17 protein-coding genes are annotated in these 20,098 nt (G+C 40.0%); 14 read left to right on the plus strand and 3 right to left on the minus strand.

What is annotated here, in order from left to right; all coding sequences use genetic code 11:
- The first annotated feature begins 8 nt into the window (after positions 1-8).
- The 14 genes from FTU42_RS10420 to galE all read left to right on the plus strand — a co-directional run bounded on the left by FTU42_RS10420 (position 9) and on the right by galE (position 15,361).
- Positions 9-986, plus strand: a complete 978-nt coding sequence (locus FTU42_RS10420) for a glycosyltransferase (RefSeq protein ID WP_180083352.1) — start codon at positions 9-11, stop codon at positions 984-986.
- The gene (locus FTU42_RS10425) at positions 983-2,023 is read left to right on the plus strand and encodes an EpsG family protein (RefSeq protein ID WP_180083353.1); all 1,041 of its coding nucleotides are present in this window, start codon (positions 983-985) and stop codon (positions 2,021-2,023) included. The genes FTU42_RS10420 and FTU42_RS10425 overlap by 4 nt, the downstream gene beginning before the upstream one ends.
- Positions 2,024-2,896: a glycosyltransferase gene (locus FTU42_RS10430; protein ID WP_180083354.1), complete on the plus strand. Its 873-nt coding sequence runs from the start codon at positions 2,024-2,026 to the stop codon at positions 2,894-2,896.
- Between the two features lie 2 nt (positions 2,897-2,898).
- Positions 2,899-4,038, plus strand: coding sequence for a glycosyltransferase family 4 protein (locus FTU42_RS10435; RefSeq protein WP_180083355.1), 1,140 nt, complete (start codon positions 2,899-2,901; stop codon positions 4,036-4,038).
- A gap of 5 nt (positions 4,039-4,043) precedes the next feature.
- Positions 4,044-4,685, plus strand: coding sequence for a sugar transferase (locus FTU42_RS10440; RefSeq protein ID WP_180083356.1), 642 nt, complete (start codon positions 4,044-4,046; stop codon positions 4,683-4,685).
- Positions 4,675-5,682 carry a hypothetical protein gene (locus tag FTU42_RS10445; protein ID WP_180083357.1) on the plus strand — a complete coding sequence of 336 codons (1,008 nt, stop codon included), beginning with the start codon at positions 4,675-4,677 and terminating at the stop codon, positions 5,680-5,682. Before FTU42_RS10440 ends, FTU42_RS10445 begins: the two co-directional genes overlap by 11 nt.
- Positions 5,672-6,709, plus strand: a complete 1,038-nt coding sequence (locus tag FTU42_RS15025; protein WP_180083358.1) for a GNAT family N-acetyltransferase — start codon at positions 5,672-5,674, stop codon at positions 6,707-6,709. Before FTU42_RS10445 ends, FTU42_RS15025 begins: the two co-directional genes overlap by 11 nt.
- Before the next feature lie 12 nt (positions 6,710-6,721).
- Positions 6,722-7,330 (plus strand): GNAT family N-acetyltransferase, encoded by a 609-nt coding sequence (locus tag FTU42_RS10455; protein ID WP_180083388.1) that lies wholly within the window; start codon positions 6,722-6,724, stop codon positions 7,328-7,330.
- A gap of 9 nt (positions 7,331-7,339) precedes the next feature.
- Positions 7,340-8,509 (plus strand): DegT/DnrJ/EryC1/StrS aminotransferase family protein, encoded by a 1,170-nt coding sequence (locus FTU42_RS10460; protein ID WP_180083359.1) that lies wholly within the window; start codon positions 7,340-7,342, stop codon positions 8,507-8,509.
- 130 nt (positions 8,510-8,639) lie between these two features.
- Entirely contained in the window at positions 8,640-10,514 is a 1,875-nt protein-coding gene (locus FTU42_RS10465; RefSeq protein ID WP_180083360.1) for a nucleoside-diphosphate sugar epimerase/dehydratase, read from the plus strand.
- A gap of 13 nt (positions 10,515-10,527) precedes the next feature.
- On the plus strand, positions 10,528-11,403 hold the full coding sequence (gene galU, locus FTU42_RS10470; protein WP_180075465.1) for a UTP--glucose-1-phosphate uridylyltransferase GalU: 876 nt from the start codon (positions 10,528-10,530) through the stop codon (positions 11,401-11,403).
- 25 nt (positions 11,404-11,428) lie between these two features.
- Positions 11,429-12,685 carry a nucleotide sugar dehydrogenase gene (locus FTU42_RS10475; protein ID WP_180083361.1) on the plus strand — a complete coding sequence of 419 codons (1,257 nt, stop codon included), beginning with the start codon at positions 11,429-11,431 and terminating at the stop codon, positions 12,683-12,685.
- 35 nt (positions 12,686-12,720) lie between these two features.
- Positions 12,721-14,352, plus strand: coding sequence for a glucose-6-phosphate isomerase (gene pgi, locus FTU42_RS10480; RefSeq protein WP_257225574.1), 1,632 nt, complete (start codon positions 12,721-12,723; stop codon positions 14,350-14,352).
- Positions 14,345-15,361 (plus strand): UDP-glucose 4-epimerase GalE, encoded by a 1,017-nt coding sequence (galE, locus tag FTU42_RS10485; protein ID WP_129716956.1) that lies wholly within the window; start codon positions 14,345-14,347, stop codon positions 15,359-15,361. The genes pgi and galE overlap by 8 nt, the downstream gene beginning before the upstream one ends.
- A gap of 79 nt (positions 15,362-15,440) precedes the next feature.
- Here the strand turns inward: galE and FTU42_RS10490 are convergent, their stop codons facing one another.
- Genes FTU42_RS10490 through glmU form a run of 3 tightly spaced genes read right to left on the minus strand, consistent with a single transcriptional unit; the run spans position 15,441 to position 20,086 of the window.
- Positions 15,441-16,811 carry a phosphomannomutase CpsG gene (locus FTU42_RS10490; protein WP_180083363.1) on the minus strand — a complete coding sequence of 457 codons (1,371 nt, stop codon included), beginning with the start codon at positions 16,809-16,811 and terminating at the stop codon, positions 15,441-15,443.
- Between the two features lie 59 nt (positions 16,812-16,870).
- Complete coding sequence (gene glmS / locus FTU42_RS10495; protein ID WP_180083364.1) at positions 16,871-18,709, minus strand: glutamine--fructose-6-phosphate transaminase (isomerizing); 1,839 nt, start codon at positions 18,707-18,709, stop codon at positions 16,871-16,873.
- Positions 18,710-18,721: 12 nt separating this feature from the next.
- The gene (glmU, locus tag FTU42_RS10500; RefSeq protein WP_180083365.1) at positions 18,722-20,086 is read right to left on the minus strand and encodes a bifunctional UDP-N-acetylglucosamine diphosphorylase/glucosamine-1-phosphate N-acetyltransferase GlmU; all 1,365 of its coding nucleotides are present in this window, start codon (positions 20,084-20,086) and stop codon (positions 18,722-18,724) included.
- Positions 20,087-20,098: the final 12 nt, after the last annotated feature.

Below are 20,098 nucleotides of genomic sequence, written 5' to 3' on the forward strand. Positions count from 1 at the left end.
GTTTATTAATGAGTGATTTAATTTCAGTTATTATACCAGCATATAATTCAGAAAATACTATTGAAATAGCTATTCAAAGTATTTTAGATCAGACATATAGTAACTTAGAGTTAATTATTTGTGATGATGGTTCTCAAGATAGAACCCTAGAGTTGATTAAGTCATTTAAAGATGATCGAATAAAGATTTTATTAAATGAACATAATCTAGGTAACTTATTAACAACTAATAAATTATTGGAATCTTGTCAAGGAGATTTTATTGCCTTACAAGACGCAGATGATTATTCCTCAAAGGATAGGTTGGAAAAACAAATCTCCAAGATTAAAGAAAAGAATGTAGACTTGGTGAGCTCAAGTGTTGGTTTAGTATTTAAGAATAGAGTTATGAGGGTTATAAGAAATCCTGAATATCCTTTGAATTTTATGAATAGAATTCAGGTGCCAATAATATGGGGAGCATGTTTATTTAAGAAAGAAATCTATAAAAATATTGGTGGCTTTGATTTAGTTTTTAATCGAATAGGTGCTGCTGATTATAATTGGTTGCAAAGAGCAAGTATAAACTATAATTTTTACAATATACAGGAAGTATTATATTTTTATAGGCAACATGGTTCTAGTTTTACTAAATCGTCTATAGAGATTAATACAAATAAACTTTATAGTGAAGAAATTGCCTATGATATTTACTTGTCTCTAATTGGTAGAGGATCTTACGATTTCGATTTTTCAAGAGAAATATTTAAAGAACGCAGTGTTTATTATGAGTCTTATCATAGAAAGGATAATAAAAAAGTTTTAGGATTGTTATATAATGGGTTAATTTTTGATAATTTGAGCTACTTTATATATGCTAAAGAAACTTTTTCCATAAATACCTCTTTAATACATAAATTTAAGTATTTAATCTATGGTTTAATTGTTTCAGTATTTGGTATGCTATTTGTGGAAAAGTTAAAAGAAATGTTAAGGAAAGATAAATGATTCCTTATTTTTTTATATTATTTGTGGTTACACTTTGGATTTATATAGAGAAGCGATCTTTTGGTAGAAAGTCCCTTTATTTTCCCTTTTTTTGTTTACTTTTACTTTTTTCGTTGCGTGATTTTTCTGTGGGGACAGATACAATTGTCTATACTGATAAATTTATTAATCTAATTCTTGTGGAGTATTATAATTTTAATAATAATATTGAGTTTGGATATCAGGTATTGGAGTATCTGGTATTAAGCTTTAGTCACAATTATTTTTGGTTATTTTTATTATGTGGCTCTATTATTCTTTCAGGTTTTTTTTACATTTTAAGGAAATACTCTAGTAATTACTTATTGTCAATTTTTGTTTTTATTACATTTGGTATTTATACATTTTCTTTTAATATTTTAAGGCAAGGTTTAGCTATTTCCATTTGTTTCTTTGCATTACATTTTCTTATTCAAAGAAAGTTTTTATATTATTTTTTAAGTGTTGCTATAGCTTCTTTATTTCATGTATCGGCATTGATTATGTTGATATTCCCCTTTTTATTGCAATTTAAAATAAAAATAGAATATAAAATGCTTATAGTGTTTTTGTTCTCCTCAGTTTTTAGTAGTGTGGTCATTTCATATTTATCTAGAGATAATGTAAGATATGAAGCATATAATCAAGCGAGTGAATTAGCAGGTGGTTATTTTGTACTACTATTTTATCTATTCTGGGTATTTCTGTTATACTTTTTTGGCCGTAAAGAAAGAATTTTAAATATTAAATATGCTGTATTAGAGCAAATTTATATTTTAGGTATTATACTGGTAATACCTATTGCTTTACTTGGCACCAATCCGTCGGGTCCACAACGTCTACTAAGCTATTTCTCTCCTTTACTTATGCTTTTAATTCCTATTATTATTGAGAGATTTAACTCAAGAGTCATTACATTTTTATTTATAATTGTTTCCTGTATTTATTTTTATTTGAATTTATTTAGTTTTGGGGACTTGATTCCATACAGTCTTAACCCGATTTTTGAGGTGTTTTAAATGCGCAATGAAGATATTGTTAGTGTTGGTATTCCATTTTATAATGCCGAAAAATATTTGGCTTTATCAATCCAATCTGTGATTTCTCAATCATACAAAAACTGGGAGTTAATACTTGTTGATGATGGATCAATTGATTCTTCTGTTCAGATAGCTAATAGTTATGCAAAATATGATAAACGTATAAAAGTTATATCTGATGGGGGAAATAAAAAACTACCGTTTAGATTAAATCAAATAATAAAAGAGTCAAAGGGAAATTTTATAGCTAGAATGGATGCTGATGATATTATGCATCCTCAAAGACTAGAAAAGCAGATTAACTTTCTCAAAAAAAATACAAAATTTGATTTGGTTTCTTCTGGTCTAATTTCAATTAATAGTGATAATCAAGTTAAAGGCTTTAGAAGTGTTAAAAAGCTACATTTTGATTTTACATTGCCTAAGTTAAGTTATCCTATTGTACATCCCTCTGTAATGGCTCGGAAATCTTGGTATGAACGTAATTATTACTCTGAAAAATTTCCTAGGGCAGAGGATTTTGAGTTATGGACGAGAGCAATAGTAGATAATGACTTTAAGATGGCTGTGATGCCTGATCTACTTTTATATTATAGAGAAGAAGGTAATTTATCACTTGATAGATTAATAAACTCTTATAGGGATACTTTGAAAATATATTCTCAGTCTCATTCAAAAAATAATTTAGACATTGAAATTTTAAGATTAAATTTTAAGATATTAGTGAGTAAGGTTTTTTACTATACTGGCAATTTGCAAAAGTTGGCGCGTCGTAGAAATGAAAAATTCAACAATATTGATCTAGATTATTATCAACAAATACTTAACCAAGTTGTTACTAAAAAGATTTAAATATGACCAAAGTTTTAATTATAGGTACGGTTGCTACAAGTTTTTATGGCTTTCGTGCAGATTTAATTCGTACACTGTTAAAGAATGGACATCAAGTCTATGCATTTACGTCTGAATATACGGAAGAAGATCTAAAAAAAATCGAACAACTCGGCGCAATTCCCATTACTTATACTTTAAATCGTGGTGGACTAAACCCACTCGCAGATATAATTGCAACATATCAACTCTCAAAAAAAATTAAAGCAATTAATCCTGATTTAGTATTCTCTTATTTTTCTAAACCCGTCATTTTTGGTACTTTGGCAGCCAAATTAGCTAAAGTACCACGTGTGATAGGTATGCTTGAAGGTTTAGGCTATACATTTACAGAGCAGCAAGAAGGCTTAAGAAAAAAAACGCAAATTATTAAAAAAACACAGGTTTTTTTATATAAAATAGCATTACCACAACTTGATCAGCTTATTTTTTTAAATCCTGATGACCCTAAAGATTTACTTGAAAAACATGCAATACATGTCAAAAATGTAGAGGTTTTAGGTGGGATTGGCTTAAATTTACAAGATTACCCATATCAACCACTGAACAGCATTCGTACACCTATTAAGTTTTTATTTATTGGTCGCCTGCTTAAAGAAAAAGGAATACATGAATTTGTTCAGGCGGCAAAACTGGTAAAAGAAAAATATCCTGAAACAGAGTTTACAGTACTCGGTGCCATTGACCATGCAAATTTAGGTGCCTTATCTGAAGCTGAGCTTAATCAACTTATTCAAACTAATATTATTCATTATCCAGGTCACGTCAGTAATGTGAGTGATTGGATAGCAGAAAACCATATTTTTGTATTACCATCCTATCGAGAAGGTGTTCCACGTAGTACACAAGAAGCGATGGCTATAGGGCGTGCAATTATCACTACGGATGTTCCTGGTTGTAGAGAAACAATTGTTGATGGTGTAAATGGATTTTTAGTACCAAAATGGAATCCTGAGGCTTTGGCTGAAAAAATGATTTATTTTATTGAGAATCCTGAGCAGATATCGTTGATGGGTGCAGCAAGTTATGAAATTGCAAAAGAAAAATTTGATGAAAATGTTGTAAATAAAAGACTGATTAAATTTTTAGAAGTGGTTGGGTAGATAGAATGTATAGAGACTATTTAAAAAGTATAATGGATATTTTTTTTGGATTTATAATTTTTATACTTCTTTTACCTATCTTAGTACTACTTTCATTTTTTGTTTTTTTCTCAATGGGTAGTCCCATTTTCTTTAAACAAGAAAGAATTGGGAAAAATAATAAACCTTTTATTATGTATAAATTCAGAACTATGCGTGAGCCTAAAGAGGGTGAAAATCGATTGTTGTCTGATGCAGATCGTGTCACAAAAGTGGGTGCTTTTTTAAGAAAAACAAGTTTAGATGAGTTGCCAGAAATCATAAATGTCATTAAAGGTGAAATGAGCCTTGTAGGACCAAGACCATTGTTGGATTTACATTTAGAACTTTTTAATGATCAGCAATTAAAAAGACATGATGTTAAGCCTGGTATGACGGGTCTGGCACAAGTGATGGGTAGACAATCTTTAAGCTTTACACAAAGAACAGATTTAGACGTTAAATATGTTGATAATCTAAGCCTTTGGTTAGATATAAAAATTATAGTCAAGACGATATTGGTAGTATTAGGTGCTGATGGTATTAAAACTGGACAAAAGTTTGAAGAAGTCGATGATGTCGGTTTGAAAGATTTGATCGAAAAAAAGCAGAAAGAAAGTGAAAAATAATCGTTGGGAAATGGGCTCTTCATTTCATGAGATTTCAACAGAGCTGATATCAAGTGTTTCTAATATATCTTGGAATGATTGTGAACTTTATTTAAGTGGTCGATATGCCTTATTGGATTTAGTACTTTATAAGAAGACTTATGAAGGTTTAACAGAGATATATGTGCCTTCGTACTATTGTCATGATGTTACGCGACTCATTGAAAGCCAGATTGAAGTAAAATTGTATGAGTGTTCGCCTATCTCTGTTGTCGATCTTTCATTATTCCCTAGAGATGCGACAGTCATTTTAGTTGAATATATGGGAAATAAAGTAAGAACGATTGGTGATAATTCATTAAAAGTTATCATAGATAAAACACATAACCCACTTTCAAAGTTTTCTTATTCTTTTACGCCTGAATTTCAATTTGGCTCTTTGCGTAAAATATTCCCAACAGGTGAAGGTGGCTTTTTATTTCCAAAACTTTGCTCTTCACTTAAAAAAATATCATCAATAAATGATGATAATTTGAAATTCTTGAAAAGAGCAATGTATCTTAAAAAAGTATATTTACATGGTGGAGATATTGATAAGAAAGATTTTTTAACCGAGTTTAATGCTTTTGAAGAGTTCCTGAATAATACTACTGATATTTATAGTATTTCGGAAGATACTTTAGCGCTCCTATCTACACTAGATATTGATACTCTTTATAAAAATAAGAAAAAAAATTTAGAGTTTTTGTATTCATACTATAAAAATAGTACTGTTATTCAAATTTTTAAAAATAATAGCTACTTTTCTTTTTGTGTGTCATTAGAAGGTTACTCTCATATCAGATCAAAGCTTATTGATAATAATGTATACCCAATAGTATTGTGGCCAAATTATAAGGGTGATATTCATTTAATTAATGGATATGTTTTAGTTTCTTTACATGCAGATTTTAGGTACGATTTACAAGACCTAAAGAAATTAACTAATATTTTGGACGGTATATTCTGTGAATTATAAATTTTCTGTAGTCACTGAGGATAATTTATCTACTATCAAGAATCAATTGTTGAATTTTGATACAGATATATATCATTCGATAGAATGGCTTTTACTGAATAAAGACTTACAGGAAGGAGAAATCTACTGTATTTTTTTAGAAGATGAAAAAAACTGTGCTTTCTTTCCATTGATTAAACGAAAAATTAAAAACACCTCTTTTTTTGATTTAATCACACCTTATGGCTATGGTGGGGTAGCTTTTAAAAAAAATACAGATACCGATTTTAGAGAAAATATTTTTGAATTACTAAAAGATTGCTTAAGTAATACAAACTGTATCTCAGTATTTTTGAGATTACATCCTTTATTAAATAAAGTAGTAGTAGCGGGTGGAGCCGTTTTTGAGAATGGCACTACTTTAGCTATCAAGCTTAATAACTCTTATCCTGAGATATATAGCAAATACTCTTCTGGTCATAAATACGATTTAAAAAAATCGAAAAAGAATGAAAATATTTGTCTTGTAGATGATGCTGATTTTTTGTATTTTGATGATTTTATTGAAATTTATTTGGAAACAATGCGTTATCTAGATGCATCTGACTTCTATTTTTTTGATAAAGAATATTTCTATACCATGAAGAAACTTTTAGCCGAAAAGCTAAAATTAGTTGTGGTTAAATTGAATGACCAGATCATTGGTGCCTCTTTGTTTATGCTAGAGAATGCCATTATTCAATATCATTTATCAGGGACAACAATAGAAGGGCGAAAATATCAACCTTCTAAACTGATTTTAGATTATATGGTAAATTGGGGAGCTTCACAGGGTTATACCTTTTTACATTTAGGTGGCGGTGTTGGTGGGCAGCAAGATGCCTTATATAAGTTTAAAAAGGGATTTTCTGCAGATGATTATTCATTTTATACAGTTAGATTGATAACCAATAACAATATCTATAGAACGTTGTGCTCAGATTTAAATTTTACTGATGTTGAAATAGATAATATTTCAGATTTCTTCCCTTTATATAGAAAAGTATGAGTATTGATCGAAATGATTAAAAGTAAGCTATTGTCTTTAAGACCCATTGAATTGAATGATGATGTTGTTTTACAACAGCTAATTAACAATCCTTTGGTTTCTGAAAATGTGGTGGGTTGGACTTTTCCTGTCTCCTTATTTTCACAAAAAAACTGGATCCAATCGAATACAAATAATTTAAATTATCGTTTAGTTGTTGTTGACAATGAAACCAATGAAGCAATTGGTATTACAGGGTTATGGGATATTGACTGGCACAATCAAGCTGCTATGTCTGCAATAAAACTTTTACCAGAAAAAACTAAAAAAGGTTTTGGTACTGAAGCAATTATGCTGAGTATGGCTTGGGCTTTTTACAATGTAGGTCTAAGACGTTTACATGGCGCAATTTTAGATTTTAATGGTCCTAGCATGGGGGCCTATGTCAAAAAATGTGGCTGGAAAGTTGAAGGACGTCAGCGTGAAGCAATCTTCCGTAAAGGTGAATGGCACGATTTATATAGTGTAGCTATTCTTAAGCGGGAGTTTGACGCTTTACCTGCTGCATCTGAATTTATTAATGCTGTTTGCCCTGTAGATACCACTCCAAATATTGATATTAATTTCCAAGATTATATTTAAGGAAGAAAAATGCTAAATACTGCATTTGAACCATGGCCAAGTTTTACCCAGAAAGAAGCGGATGCGGTTTCCCGGGTTCTATTGTCGAATAAAGTCAACTACTGGACAGGGCAAGAATGCCGTGAGTTTGAAAAAGAATTTGCCCAGTTTGCAGAAACCAAATATGCAGTGGCTTTAGCCAATGGAACCGTGGCACTCGATGTTGCTTTAAAAGCCTTAGGGATTGGCGCTGGGGATGATGTAATTGTCACTTCACGCACCTTTCTGGCCTCGGCCAGTTCGATTGTGACGGCTGGAGCAAATCCAATTTTTGCTGATGTTGAGCTGGATTCACAGAATATTTCTGCTGAAACCATCCAAGCAGTACTGACCCCAAATACCAAAGCGATTATTTGTGTGCATCTGGCTGGCTGGATGTGTGACATGGATCCGATCATGCAGCTGGCTTCCGATAAAGGCCTGTATGTGATTGAAGACTGTGCACAGGCACATGGCGCAAAATACAAAGGCAAGTCGGCTGGTTCCATCGGTCATATCGCAGCCTGGTCGTTTTGTCAGGACAAGATCATGACCACAGGCGGTGAAGGCGGTATGGTCACCACCAATGATGAAGAGCTGTGGAAAAAAATGTGGTCTTATAAAGACCATGGCAAGAATTTTGATAGCATCTATAACAAGCAGCATCCACCGGGATTCCGCTGGTTACATGATTCCTTTGGTACCAACTGGCGCATGATGGAAATGCAGGCAGTAATTGGCCGTATTCAGCTTAAAATGATGCCCGAGTGGACTGCAAAACGCATGGCCAATATGGAAAAAATTTATGCTGCATTTGCAGACAGTCCATATTTTAGCGTGCATCGCCCATCCGATGATTATGTCCATGCCGCATATAAATGTTATGTGCAGGTCAATACAGATCAGTTGCCTGAAGGCTGGTCACGTGACCGGATTATGGCAGAGATGAATGCCTTGGGTGTGCCATGTTTTAGTGGATCTTGTTCCGAGGTGTATTTGGAGCATGCTTTTGATGGTACAGCATGGCGACCGACACAGCGTTTGCAAAATGCGCAAAAACTGGGTGAAACCAGTTTGATGTTCTTGGTCCATCCGACATTAACAGAAAATAATATTCAAACAACTGAATCTGCCATCCAGCAGATCATTAGTCGCATATAATCTAATCATGATTCAATCACGTAGAATGCACCAACAGGTGCATTTGATAAATTTACCCAAGTTTCAATTTAGTCATTCTAATACCTAAATTGGATTGAAACTTATAAGTACTATTGAGAAGACATATCACGTGAAGTCCATCATCCTGCCTTTAGTCGAATCTCCACGTTCAGCAAAACTCGCGTTTTTAGTCATTTTAGACTTTTGTATTTTCCCTGTTCTAATCTGGCTGTGTTATGCCATCCGCCAATTTGACCTCGGCGCAGAAGTTGTACCCAATATTCCTTTTGGTGCGGTTTGGGTCAGTGCTATTGCTGTATTGGCTCTATTTCTCTGCGGTGTATATCGCTTTATTGTTCGTACCTTCAATGAATTTTTTATTGTTAAACTGGGTTTGGCAACGATCTTATCCGTGATTGGCCTGTATTTATTGGCTTATAGCACCCATGCCTTTATTCCGACATCCATCCCGTTGATGTTTGGCTTTATGATGTTTGCCTGGGTCTGGTTTAGCCGCGGTTTTATCCGTTTTATCGTGCGTTCTTATTTACAGGCCGGAGTGCCTAAAAAACGGATCGCGATTTACGGCGCTGGCAATGCAGGGCAGCAGGTGGCAGCCACCTTAAATCGCTCCAATGAGCATGTGCCGATTATATTTATTGACGATAATCCGTCTTTAAATGGCCAAAATATTGGGGGTATTCAAGTTTATTTACCAGATATTGCCTTGAAATATTTCCCTAAATTAAAGATTAGTGAAATTCTGATTGCACTGCCCTCAGTCGGGCGGATACGTAAAAGTGAAATTGTTAAATCTTTAGAACCGGCGCATCTTAAAATTACCGAAATTCCCGGCCTGACTAAACTGGTCGACGGTGAAATTCGAATTTCCGATATTCAGGAAGTGGATATTATTGACCTCTTGGGCCGCGATCCTGTCCCTCCGGTGGCAGAACTTTTAGCCAAAAATATTCAAGATAAAGTGGTGATGGTGACAGGCGCAGGTGGCTCAATTGGTTCTGAGCTTTGTCGTCAGATTATTAAAAACCAGCCGGCCAAGATTATTATTTATGAACTGACAGAATTTGCTTTATATAGTATTGATAAAGAATTACGTCTCACAGCATCATGTGACATTATTCCGATCCTGGGCTCAGTACTGGATGAACGCAAGCTGGAGCGGGTGATTGAACAATATGAGATCCAAACAGTTTATCATGCAGCAGCTTATAAACATGTACCTCTGGTGGAGTGTAACCCATTAGCAGGCCTGAAAAATAACGCGGTGGGAACGGCATTTAGTGTCAATGCTGCGGTGAAAAAAGGCGTCGAAACCTTTGTACTGATTTCAACCGATAAAGCGGTACGTCCAACTAACGTGATGGGTGCGACCAAGCGCATGGCAGAGCTGTATTGTCAGGCCATGGCAGAAGCTCAGGACCAGACCCAGATCAGTATTGTCCGCTTTGGTAATGTACTGGGTTCTTCTGGCTCAGTGGTACCGCTGTTTAAACAGCAGATTGCCAAGGGTGGGCCAATCACGGTGACCGATCCTGAAGTGACCCGTTTCTTTATGACCATTCCGGAAGCCTCGCAGCTGGTGATTCAGGCTGGTGCCCTCGGTACGGGCGGAGATGTATTCTTGCTGGATATGGGCGAACCGGTACGGATTCAGGATCTGGCACGACAAATGATTTCACTCAGTGGACTCAAAGTCCGTGAAGAAAAAAATCCAAATGGCGATATTGAAATTCAATATACCGGCTTACGTCCGGGTGAAAAGCTGTATGAAGAACTGCTGATTGATGAAGAAAATACAGAAATCACCTCGCATAAGCGTATTTTGAGATCAGTCGAGAAGCATTATCCATTGGCAGAAATCCTGGAGGTCTTTAACCGGATGCATGAACTTTCAGCGACCCAATCTGATATTGAATGGGCATTGGCGCAGCTGGAATACTATGTCGATGGTTATGTCCGTGGCAACGAAATTCAAGTGAACTAGGTTATTTATAGATATGATTAAGAAAGCAATTCTTCCTGTGGCCGGCCTTGGTACGCGTTTTTTACCGGCCAGCAAATCGATTCCCAAAGAAATGGTCACGGTGGTTGATCGTCCGGCGATTGAATATGTGGTCCGTGAAGCGGTAGCCGCCGGGATTGAACAAATTATTTTGGTGACTCATTCTTCAAAAGCATCGATTGAAAATTACTTCGATCGTAATTTTGAACTTGAAACCACGCTTGAGCAAAAAAACAAAACCGATTTACTTAAAGAAATTACTGAAATTCTGCCTAGCGGTGTAAGTATTATTAGTGTACGTCAACCGCAGCCTTTGGGCTTGGGCCATGCGGTACTGTGTGCCAAAGCCGTGATTGGCGATGAAGATTTTGCGGTATTATTACCAGATGTGCTGGTCAAGGATCAGGATCCGGAAAATGATTTGTCTCGCATGATTCAACGCTATGATGTATCTCAAGCAGCACAAATCATGGTCGAAGCGGTACCTGAACATCTGGTGGACCAGTATGGGATTGTCGATGTGGCCGCATCTCCGGCCGAAGGCGAAAGCATTGTCATGCAAGGGATTGTTGAAAAACCGGCAGTCGGCACTGCACCATCGAATCTGTCTGTGGTTGGACGTTATGTCCTGCCGGCAAAAATCATGCAGCTTCTGGAACAGACACCACGCGGGGCAGGCAATGAAATTCAGCTCACCGATGCGATTGCCATGTTACAGCAGACTGAAGCAGTGGAAGCTTATCGTATGAAAGGTCAAACTTTTGACTGTGGCAACAAACTTGGCTATCTTAAAGCTGTATTACATTATGGGGTTGATCATCCCAAGCTCGGTCACGAGTTTAAAGCGTTGATCCAAGAACTCGCTTTATAATAAAAAATAATAACAAAGGAATACTATGAAAGTCGCAGTACTGGGGAAAACCTTATTTTCCGGGGTCATTTCGGCCCTTTTGTCTGAATGTGGTCATCAGGTGGTGTGGTGTAACAGCTTCAGTGCAGATGAGCCGGCCCGGACTTATTTTCAGGATGAATCCTTGCAGTCATTGCTGCACAAACAGGAAAAATCCGGTTTTTTAAACTGTTGTGATTTTCAGCATCTGGATTTTAATCAGGATGTTTTTTTCTTTAGTTTTAACGCCACCGAAGAGCAGCAGGCATTTCAGATGCTGGATACCATTCGGCATGCCTGTTTTGCTCATCCGAAGCTGATGATTAATGCTTCGACCTTTGGCTTGCATGGCACCCAACGTTTTCAACAACTGCTGCCGAATGATGACTGGATTTATCTGCCCGATATTATTCAGGAAGGTAATGCCCTGCGTAGTTTTGTTCAGGCCGCCCAGCTGATCGTGGGCTGTGATCATGCAGATACACAGGCTAAAATCAGAGAGCTGTTACGTCCCTTATTTCCGCGTGCGCAGCAGTATCTGTTTATGCCGGTACTGGATGCCGAATTTACCAAACTCAGTATTTCCGGCATGCTGGCCACCCGGATCAGTTATATGAATGATCTGGCCAGCGTGGCAGAAAAACTCGGCATCGATATTGAACAGGTGCGCCAAGGCATGGCGGCGGATAACCGGATTGGTTCGGCTTATCTGTTTCCGGGCGTCGGTTTTGGTGGAGAGAACTTCTCGCATGATATCCGCACCTTGACGCATGCAGTAGCAGATTCAGGGGTGAAAAACCAGTTGCTGGAACAGGTCTGGGAGATTAACGAACAACAAAAAGAATTACTGTTCCGCAAACTATGGAATTATTTCCGTGGCGATTTACAAGGCAAAGTGGTGGCGATTTGGGGCGCAGCCTTTAAAGAAAATACCCCGAGCATCCAGCAATCTCCAGTGCATGCCATGCTCACTGCATTATGGGCGCAAGGGGTGACGGTCAAACTGCATGATCCACAGGCACTGGCTAATATTGAAAAGGTCTATGGCGCACGGGACGATTTAATCTTGTGTGAAGATCAATATCAGGCCGTCGAAGGTGCAGATGCCTTGTGTCTGATGACGGCGTGGAAACAGTATGGCAGTCCGGATTATCCTTATTTGATTAAACTGATGCAGCATCCACTGATTTTAGATGGGCGTAATCTGTATGATCCGGCTTATATCAAGGCACGTGGTTTTAATTATATTGGGGTGGGACGCTAATGTTGAGCCAGTTTAATCCAGATCCAAATCCTGAAATGGTGTATCAGAATCTCGCCTCAAGTAAACAGCAACTTGATGCGGTTCATCTGCGAGAACTGTTTGCTGCAGATCCCCAGCGTTTTAACCAGTATTCGATCCAGTTTGAGCAGCTGGTCTTCGACTACAGTAAACATAGAGTCAATGACAAGGTGATGCAGGGCCTGATTGAATGGGTGGATGCACAAAACCTCAGATCCTGGATCGGATCTTTATTTTCCAATCAGGCAATCAACTATACCGAGCAGCGTGCAGCCATGCATTGGGCCTTACGCTTACCGGCACAGGATCAGCAACATGCCGAGCTGGCCGCTGATGTGCATGCGCAACTTGAGCGTATGTATGCCTTGGTAGAACAAATTCATGCCGGACAGCGTCGTGGTGCCACCGGGGAAGTGATTCAGGATGTGGTCAATATTGGGGTCGGTGGTTCAGATCTTGGGCCGTTGATGGTCACGCATGCCTTATCTGATTTTAAATATCAGTCTGCCCAACCACTCAACGTACATTTTGTTTCGACCATGGATGGCAGTCAGTTGTCCGAGTTGTTGCATCAGCTGCGTCCGGAAACCACACTGTTTATCATTTCATCCAAATCATTTGGCACGATTGATACCCTGACCAATGCCCAGACCGTACGTTTGTGGCTGGAAAAAGCATTGGGTCAGCATCCCTATATTCTCAAGCATCATTTTATTGGGGTATCGACCAAACCGGAGAAAATGACAGCGTGGGGGATTGCACCGGAAAACCAGCTGTTGTTGTGGGACTGGGTCGGAGGGCGTTATTCGCTGTGGTCCTGTATCGGATTGCCGATTGCCTTGAGTATCGGAATTGAAGGTTTTAAGCAGCTGCTGGCAGGTGCTTATGCAGTAGATCAGCATTTTCAGTATCAGCCTTTTGAACAGAATATTCCGGTCTTGATGGGACTGTTAGGGGCCTGGAATAATAATTTCCTGGATATTCAGACCCATGCCATCCTGCCTTATGATGGGCGGCTAAAATATTTTGCTTCCTACTTGCAGCAGCTGGAAATGGAATCGAATGGCAAGTCGATCCAGCGCAATGGTGAAAAAGTACAGCTAGATACCTGTCCGATTATTTGGGGAGAGGTCGGCCCGAATGCGCAACATGCCTTCTATCAACTCCTGCATCAGGGAACTCAGTCGGTCAGTTGTGACTTTATTGCCCCGGTAGAGCGCTATAACAGTCAGCAATATACCTATGCCGATAGTGCTGAGGCATTAATTGAACAGCATCATTTGGCATTGTCGAATTGTCTGGCACAATCGCGTTTACTGGCTTTTGGTAATGAAGCGCTGGATCAAAATGAATTGGCGAGCTTGCCGGCTTATAAGCAGTATGAAGGCAACCAACCGAGCAGTACGCTGTTGATGCAAGAGCTGAATCCTTATAGTCTGGGTATGCTGATTGCTCTATATGAACATAAAGTTTTTGTGCAATCGGTGCTGTGGAATATCAACCCATTTGACCAGTGGGGCGTGGAAAAAGGTAAGGAAATTGCCAACCAGTTGCTGCCTATTTTGAATGGTGAACAGTCTGAGCTAGGTGGTCTGGATGGTTCAACTCAAGGTTTAATTAACATTTTATTAGGGAAGCAGCATGGCTAAAATTCTGGTAACGGGCGGGGCAGGCTATATTGGTTCGCATACTTGTGTTGAGTTATTAAATGCCGGCCATGAGGTGGTGGTTTTAGATAATCTGTGCAATAGCGCTGCTGAGTCTTTAAATCGGGTGCAACAGTTGACCCAAAAAAGCCTGACATTTATACAAGGTGATATCCGTGATGCTCAATTATTAGATCAGGTATTTCAGCAACACTCGATTGAGGCCGTGATTCATTTTGCCGGTCTGAAAGCGGTCGGAGAAAGCCAGCAAATACCATTGGCTTATTTTGACAATAATATTGCCGGTTCAATCAGCCTGGTTCAGGCGATGCAACGCGCACAGGTTTTTAAACTGGTGTTTAGTTCCTCAGCAACGGTGTATGGCGAAAATAATCCTTCACCTTTAAATGAAGAGATGCCTACCGGAATGCCGACCAATAACTATGGCTATACCAAACTGATTGTTGAGCAGCTCTTAGAAAAGTTGTCTGTGGCGGATGAACGTTGGTCGATTGCCTTATTACGTTATTTTAATCCGGTCGGCGCGCATAAAAGTGGCCAGATTGGGGAAGATCCACAAGGTATTCCCAATAACCTGATGCCTTTTGTGACTCAAGTGGCAGTCGGTCGTCGTGAAAAGCTATCTATTTTCGGTCATGATTATGACACGGTGGATGGGACTGGTGTGCGCGATTATATACACGTAGTCGACTTAGCCAATGCACACTTATGTGCCCTCAATAATCGTTTAACTGCGCAAGGTTGCCGTGCCTGGAATATTGGTACAGGTAATGGCATTTCGGTTCTACAAGTTAAAGATACGTTTGAGCAGGTGAATGGTGTTGCGATTGCATTTGAATTAGCCCCTCGTCGTGAAGGCGATGTGGCCACCTGTTTTGCAGACAATACCCGTGCAGTCCAAGAGTTGGGCTGGCAACCTCAGTATGGTTTAGAGGACATGCTCGCTGACAGCTGGAACTGGCAGAAGCAGAATCCGAATGGCTATCGTTAAAATTTTTATAGCGATATAAATATAAAACGGGAGCTTTTGATGAACAGCTCCCATTTTTATTGTGCTGTATGCGTGAAGATTAACTCTGAATCAGCTGAGTCAATTCATCGACATAGTCCTGCATTGGGCGTGGATTATGATCACGGCGGCTTTCAATATTCAGACGCAATAGCGGTTCAGTATTCGATGCCCGCACATTAAAACGCCATGCACCAAAATTAAGGCTGACCCCATCGGTCTGATCGATCTCCGGCTGCTGATCGGCATAATGATCGAAAAGTTTTTGGATGGTTGCCTGGGTATCGGCCACTTTAAAATTAATTTCACCTGAACATGGGAACTTGGCGATCATCTCCTCCACCAGAGAAGATAAGGATTTTCCTGTTTCAGACAGTACTACTATCGCCAGTAACCATGGAATCATGCCGCTATCGCAATAGGCAAAGTCACGGAAATAATGATGGGCACTCATTTCCCCACCATAGGCCGCATTATGCTCACGCATCACATCTTTAATAAAGGCGTGACCTGATTTTGACTGAACCGTGATCCCTTGGTATTGCTCTACAATATCCAGTGTATTCCAGACCAGACGTGGATCATGTACAATTTTTTCGCCAGATTGCTTCAGCAAGAACGCTTGAGCCAGAAGGCCGACAATATAATAGCCTTCAATAAACTGGCCTTTTTCATCGAACAGGAAGCAGCGGTCAAAGTCACCATCCCAGGCAATGCCCATATCTGCGCCATGCTGAATGACCGCATCACGGGTGCTGTCACGGTTTTCAGTTAAAATCGGATTGGGAATCCCATTCGGGAAATTGCCGTCAGCTTCATGATGAATTTTGATAAATTCGACCGGAATATTGAGTTGTTGAAACTTTTGCTCAATCGCATCAATCACATGGCCTGCTGCTCCATTCCCGGCATTCATCACCAGTTTCATCGGACGGATTTTTGCCGGATCAATATAGCTCATCAGATGATTTACAAATTCAGGCAGAATATTGTATTTCTCAGTACGGCCTTTATTACTGACGTCAATAAATTCATCTGATTCTGCTAAAGCCTGAATCTCTTTAAGACCAGTATCGGCACTGATTGGACGGGCATTTTCACGTACCAGTTTCATGCCATTATAGTCCATCGGATTATGGCTGGCCGTGATTTCAATACCACCTTGAACATCCAGATGGAAGGCGCCAAAATAAACTTCTTCCGTGCCGGTCATGCCCAGATCCAGAACATTGACACCCGCATCATTTAAACCGTGAATGGTGGCCTGTTTTAAACCTTCACTGCTGAGCCGGATGTCACAGCCAATGACCACCGTTTTAGGTTGATAAATCTGTCCATAAGCACGGCCAATTTTATAGGCAATCTCTTCATTGAGCTCGGTGCCGAGTTTGCCGCGAATGTCATAGGCTTTGAAGCAAGTCAGTTTGGTCATTTATAGGCTCTCCATTCAGAAGAAAAAAGGCCGGTTCCCCAGCCCTGATTCAATTTTAATTATTCTACCGTAACCGATTTTGCCAGATTACGTGGCTGATCGACATCTGTACCACGCAGCACTGCCACATGATAAGACAGTAACTGCACCGGGATGCTATATACAATCGGTGCCAGCACTGCATTGACTGCCGGAATATGTACCACATGCTGACGCTCTTTGGCTTTAATGCCGCTGTTTTCATCGGCAAAGACAAACAGTTCGCCACCACGTGCCTGAACTTCTTCCATATTGGATTTCAGTTTATCCAGCATGTCATCTTGCGGTGCCAGAATCACCACCGGCATGTCATTGTCGACCAGTGCCAATGGACCATGTTTCAGCTCACCTGCAGCATAGCCTTCAGCATGAATATAGGAAATTTCTTTCAGCTTGAGTGCACCTTCCAGTGCGATCGGGAAGTGCGTACCACGGCCCAGGAACAGGCAATGCTGCTTTTCAACCAACAGCTCAGACAGACCTAAAATTTCATTATCATGACGTAAAGTGTCCAGAATCACTTTAGGCAAATGCCAGAGTTCTGTGCTGATCTTCGTCATCTGTTCTGTAGAAATGCTATTTTTGACCGAACCAATTTTCAATACCAACAGCATTAAAGCAGCAAGCTGGGTGGTAAAGGCTTTGGTAGACGCCACACCAATTTCAGGGCCTGCCAGTGTCAACAGACTATGCTGGGTCTCACGTACCATCGATGATGTAGCGACATTACAGATGGTCATCGTAGTGATGTCTAGCCCTTTGGCCGCTGCACGTTTCTGTGTATCACGTAATGCAGCCAAGGTATCGGCAGTTTCACCGGATTGGGAAATACACACATAGAGTGTGTGATTCACAATGACTGGCGTACGATAACGGAATTCGCTGGCAATCTCGACCTGACACGGCAGATCAATCAGCTGTTCAAACCAGTATTTGGCAATCATGCCGGCATGATAACTGGTACCACAGGCAATAATCTGGATTTGCTGGATTTTTGTGAAGTCCTGTTCTGCACTGGCAAGGAAGTCTTTGCGCAGGTCATTGCCATTTAAAGCCTGGGAAATGGTCTGTTTGATCGCTTCAGGCTGCTCATAAATTTCTTTGAGCATGTAGTGTTTATATTCACCTTTAGAGGCATTGCTGACCGCAGCATCCAGTTCCTTGACCGGACGATCGACCAGTTGACCATCGACGAAAACTTCAATCGTGCTGCGGGTCAAACGGGCAATATCACCTTCTTCCAGGTAGATAAAACGGTTGGTAATCGGGAGCAGTGCCAGCTGGTCAGAACTGATAAAGTTCTCGCCAATCCCCACACCAATGACGAGTGGAGAACCTTCACGTACGGTAATCAGTTCATCCGGATGATCTGTATGCACGATACCTAGGGCATAAGCACCTTTGAGTTGTGGTACCACCTGGCGCACAGCTTCCATTAAGCTGGGGGTGGATTTCAGGGCGTCATTGATCAGATGTGCAACCACTTCTGTATCGGTCTGTGAAGTAAAGACATAACCCAAAGCTTCAAGATCATCTTTGAGTTCTTGATAGTTCTCAATGATCCCGTTATGAACCACTGCCACATTTTCAGAAATATGCGGATGGGCATTTTCTTCAGTCGGTTTGCCATGGGTTGCCCAGCGTGTATGTGCAATGCCAAGTGAACCGCTGATCTGTGATTCATTCACGGCCTGTTCAAGATTCGCGACCTTGCCGACACGACGTTCACGCAGGACCTGGCTATTGTTGATGAGTGCCAAACCTGCTGAATCATAACCCCGGTATTCCAGGCGTTTTAAGCCTTCAATCAAAATATTGGTAATGCTACGTTCTGCAATGCCACCGACGATACCACACATATTTATTCCCCCTTATTTCTTGATTTTTTGCGGACGTGGATAGTTTTCTTTGGCAAATTGCTTAGAACGTTCTACCGCCAAACTGTTGTCTTCCACATCACGAGTAATCGTCGAGCCTGCACCCACTGTAGCCCCATTGCCAATTTTCACAGGTGCAACCAATGAACTGTTCGAACCAATGAAAGCCTGATCACCAATGATGGTTTTAAATTTATTCGCACCATCATAATTGCAGGTAATGGTACCTGCACCAATATTAGAACCGGCACCGATTTCAGCATCACCGAGATAGGTGAAGTGGTTGGCTTTAGAGCCTACGCCAATCGTGGTATTTTTCACTTCTACAAAGTTACCGATATGCACCTCGGCAGCAAGCTTCGCACCCGGACGCAGTCGTGCAAAAGGGCCAATCTGGGTATCTTCACCAACGATAGCATTGTCAAAAATGCTATAAGGTTGCACTTTAGTCCCAGCTGCAATCTTGGTATTTTTGATGATACAGCCAGCACCAATTTCAACATGGTCGCCCAGCTCGCAATCACCTTCGATAATCACGTTGATATCAATCTGTACATCTTGACCGACAGTTAAATTACCACGCAAATCAAAACGGCTCGGATCAATCAGATGTACACCTTGCTGCATCAGCTGTTTGGCCTGACATGCCTGAAACTGACGTTCTAATGCTGCCAGTTGCACACGGTCATTTACGCCTTCAACTTCAAAGGCTTGTTCAGGTTCTACCGAAGCAACCTGCATACCATCGGCCAGAGCCATCGCCACAATATCGGTCAGATAGTATTCACCCTGAACATTCTCATTGCTTAAATTTGGCAGCCATTGATGCAACTTGGCATTGCTGACCGCATAAATGCCAGTATTAATTTCTTGGATCTGACGTTGCTCGTTCGTTGCATCTTTATGTTCAACAATGGCCTGAATCTGACCATTTTTACGCACGATGCGACCATAACCATTGGCATCTGGCAAGGTGAGCGTGACCAGACCAATGCCAGTTTCTGCAGTGGCATCGAGTAATTTTTGCAAGGTGAACGGGTTAATACAGGGTACATCACCAGAAAGAATCAACGATACGCCGTCTTGGGGCAGGACAGGTAAAGTCATTTGTACGGCATGACCGGTCCCCAGCTGTTCGCTCTGTTCAACCCATTTAATTTTTTGCGCTGTAAAAGCAGCTTGAACCTGCTCGCCACCGTGCCCGTAAATGGTAATAATATTATCTGCGTTTAATTTTTTTGCTGTGTCAATGACATGACCCAGTAAAGGACGTCCTGCAAGCGGTTGTAATACTTTCGGTAAGCTTGAACGCATGCGCGTGCCTTTACCTGCAGCAAGAATAATAACAGTCGTTGACATGTTCTAATCCTA

It is taken from the genome of Acinetobacter sp. YH12102 (assembly GCF_013419125.1).
In the GTDB taxonomy this organism is placed as follows: Bacteria; Pseudomonadota; Gammaproteobacteria; order Pseudomonadales; family Moraxellaceae; genus Acinetobacter; species Acinetobacter pseudolwoffii.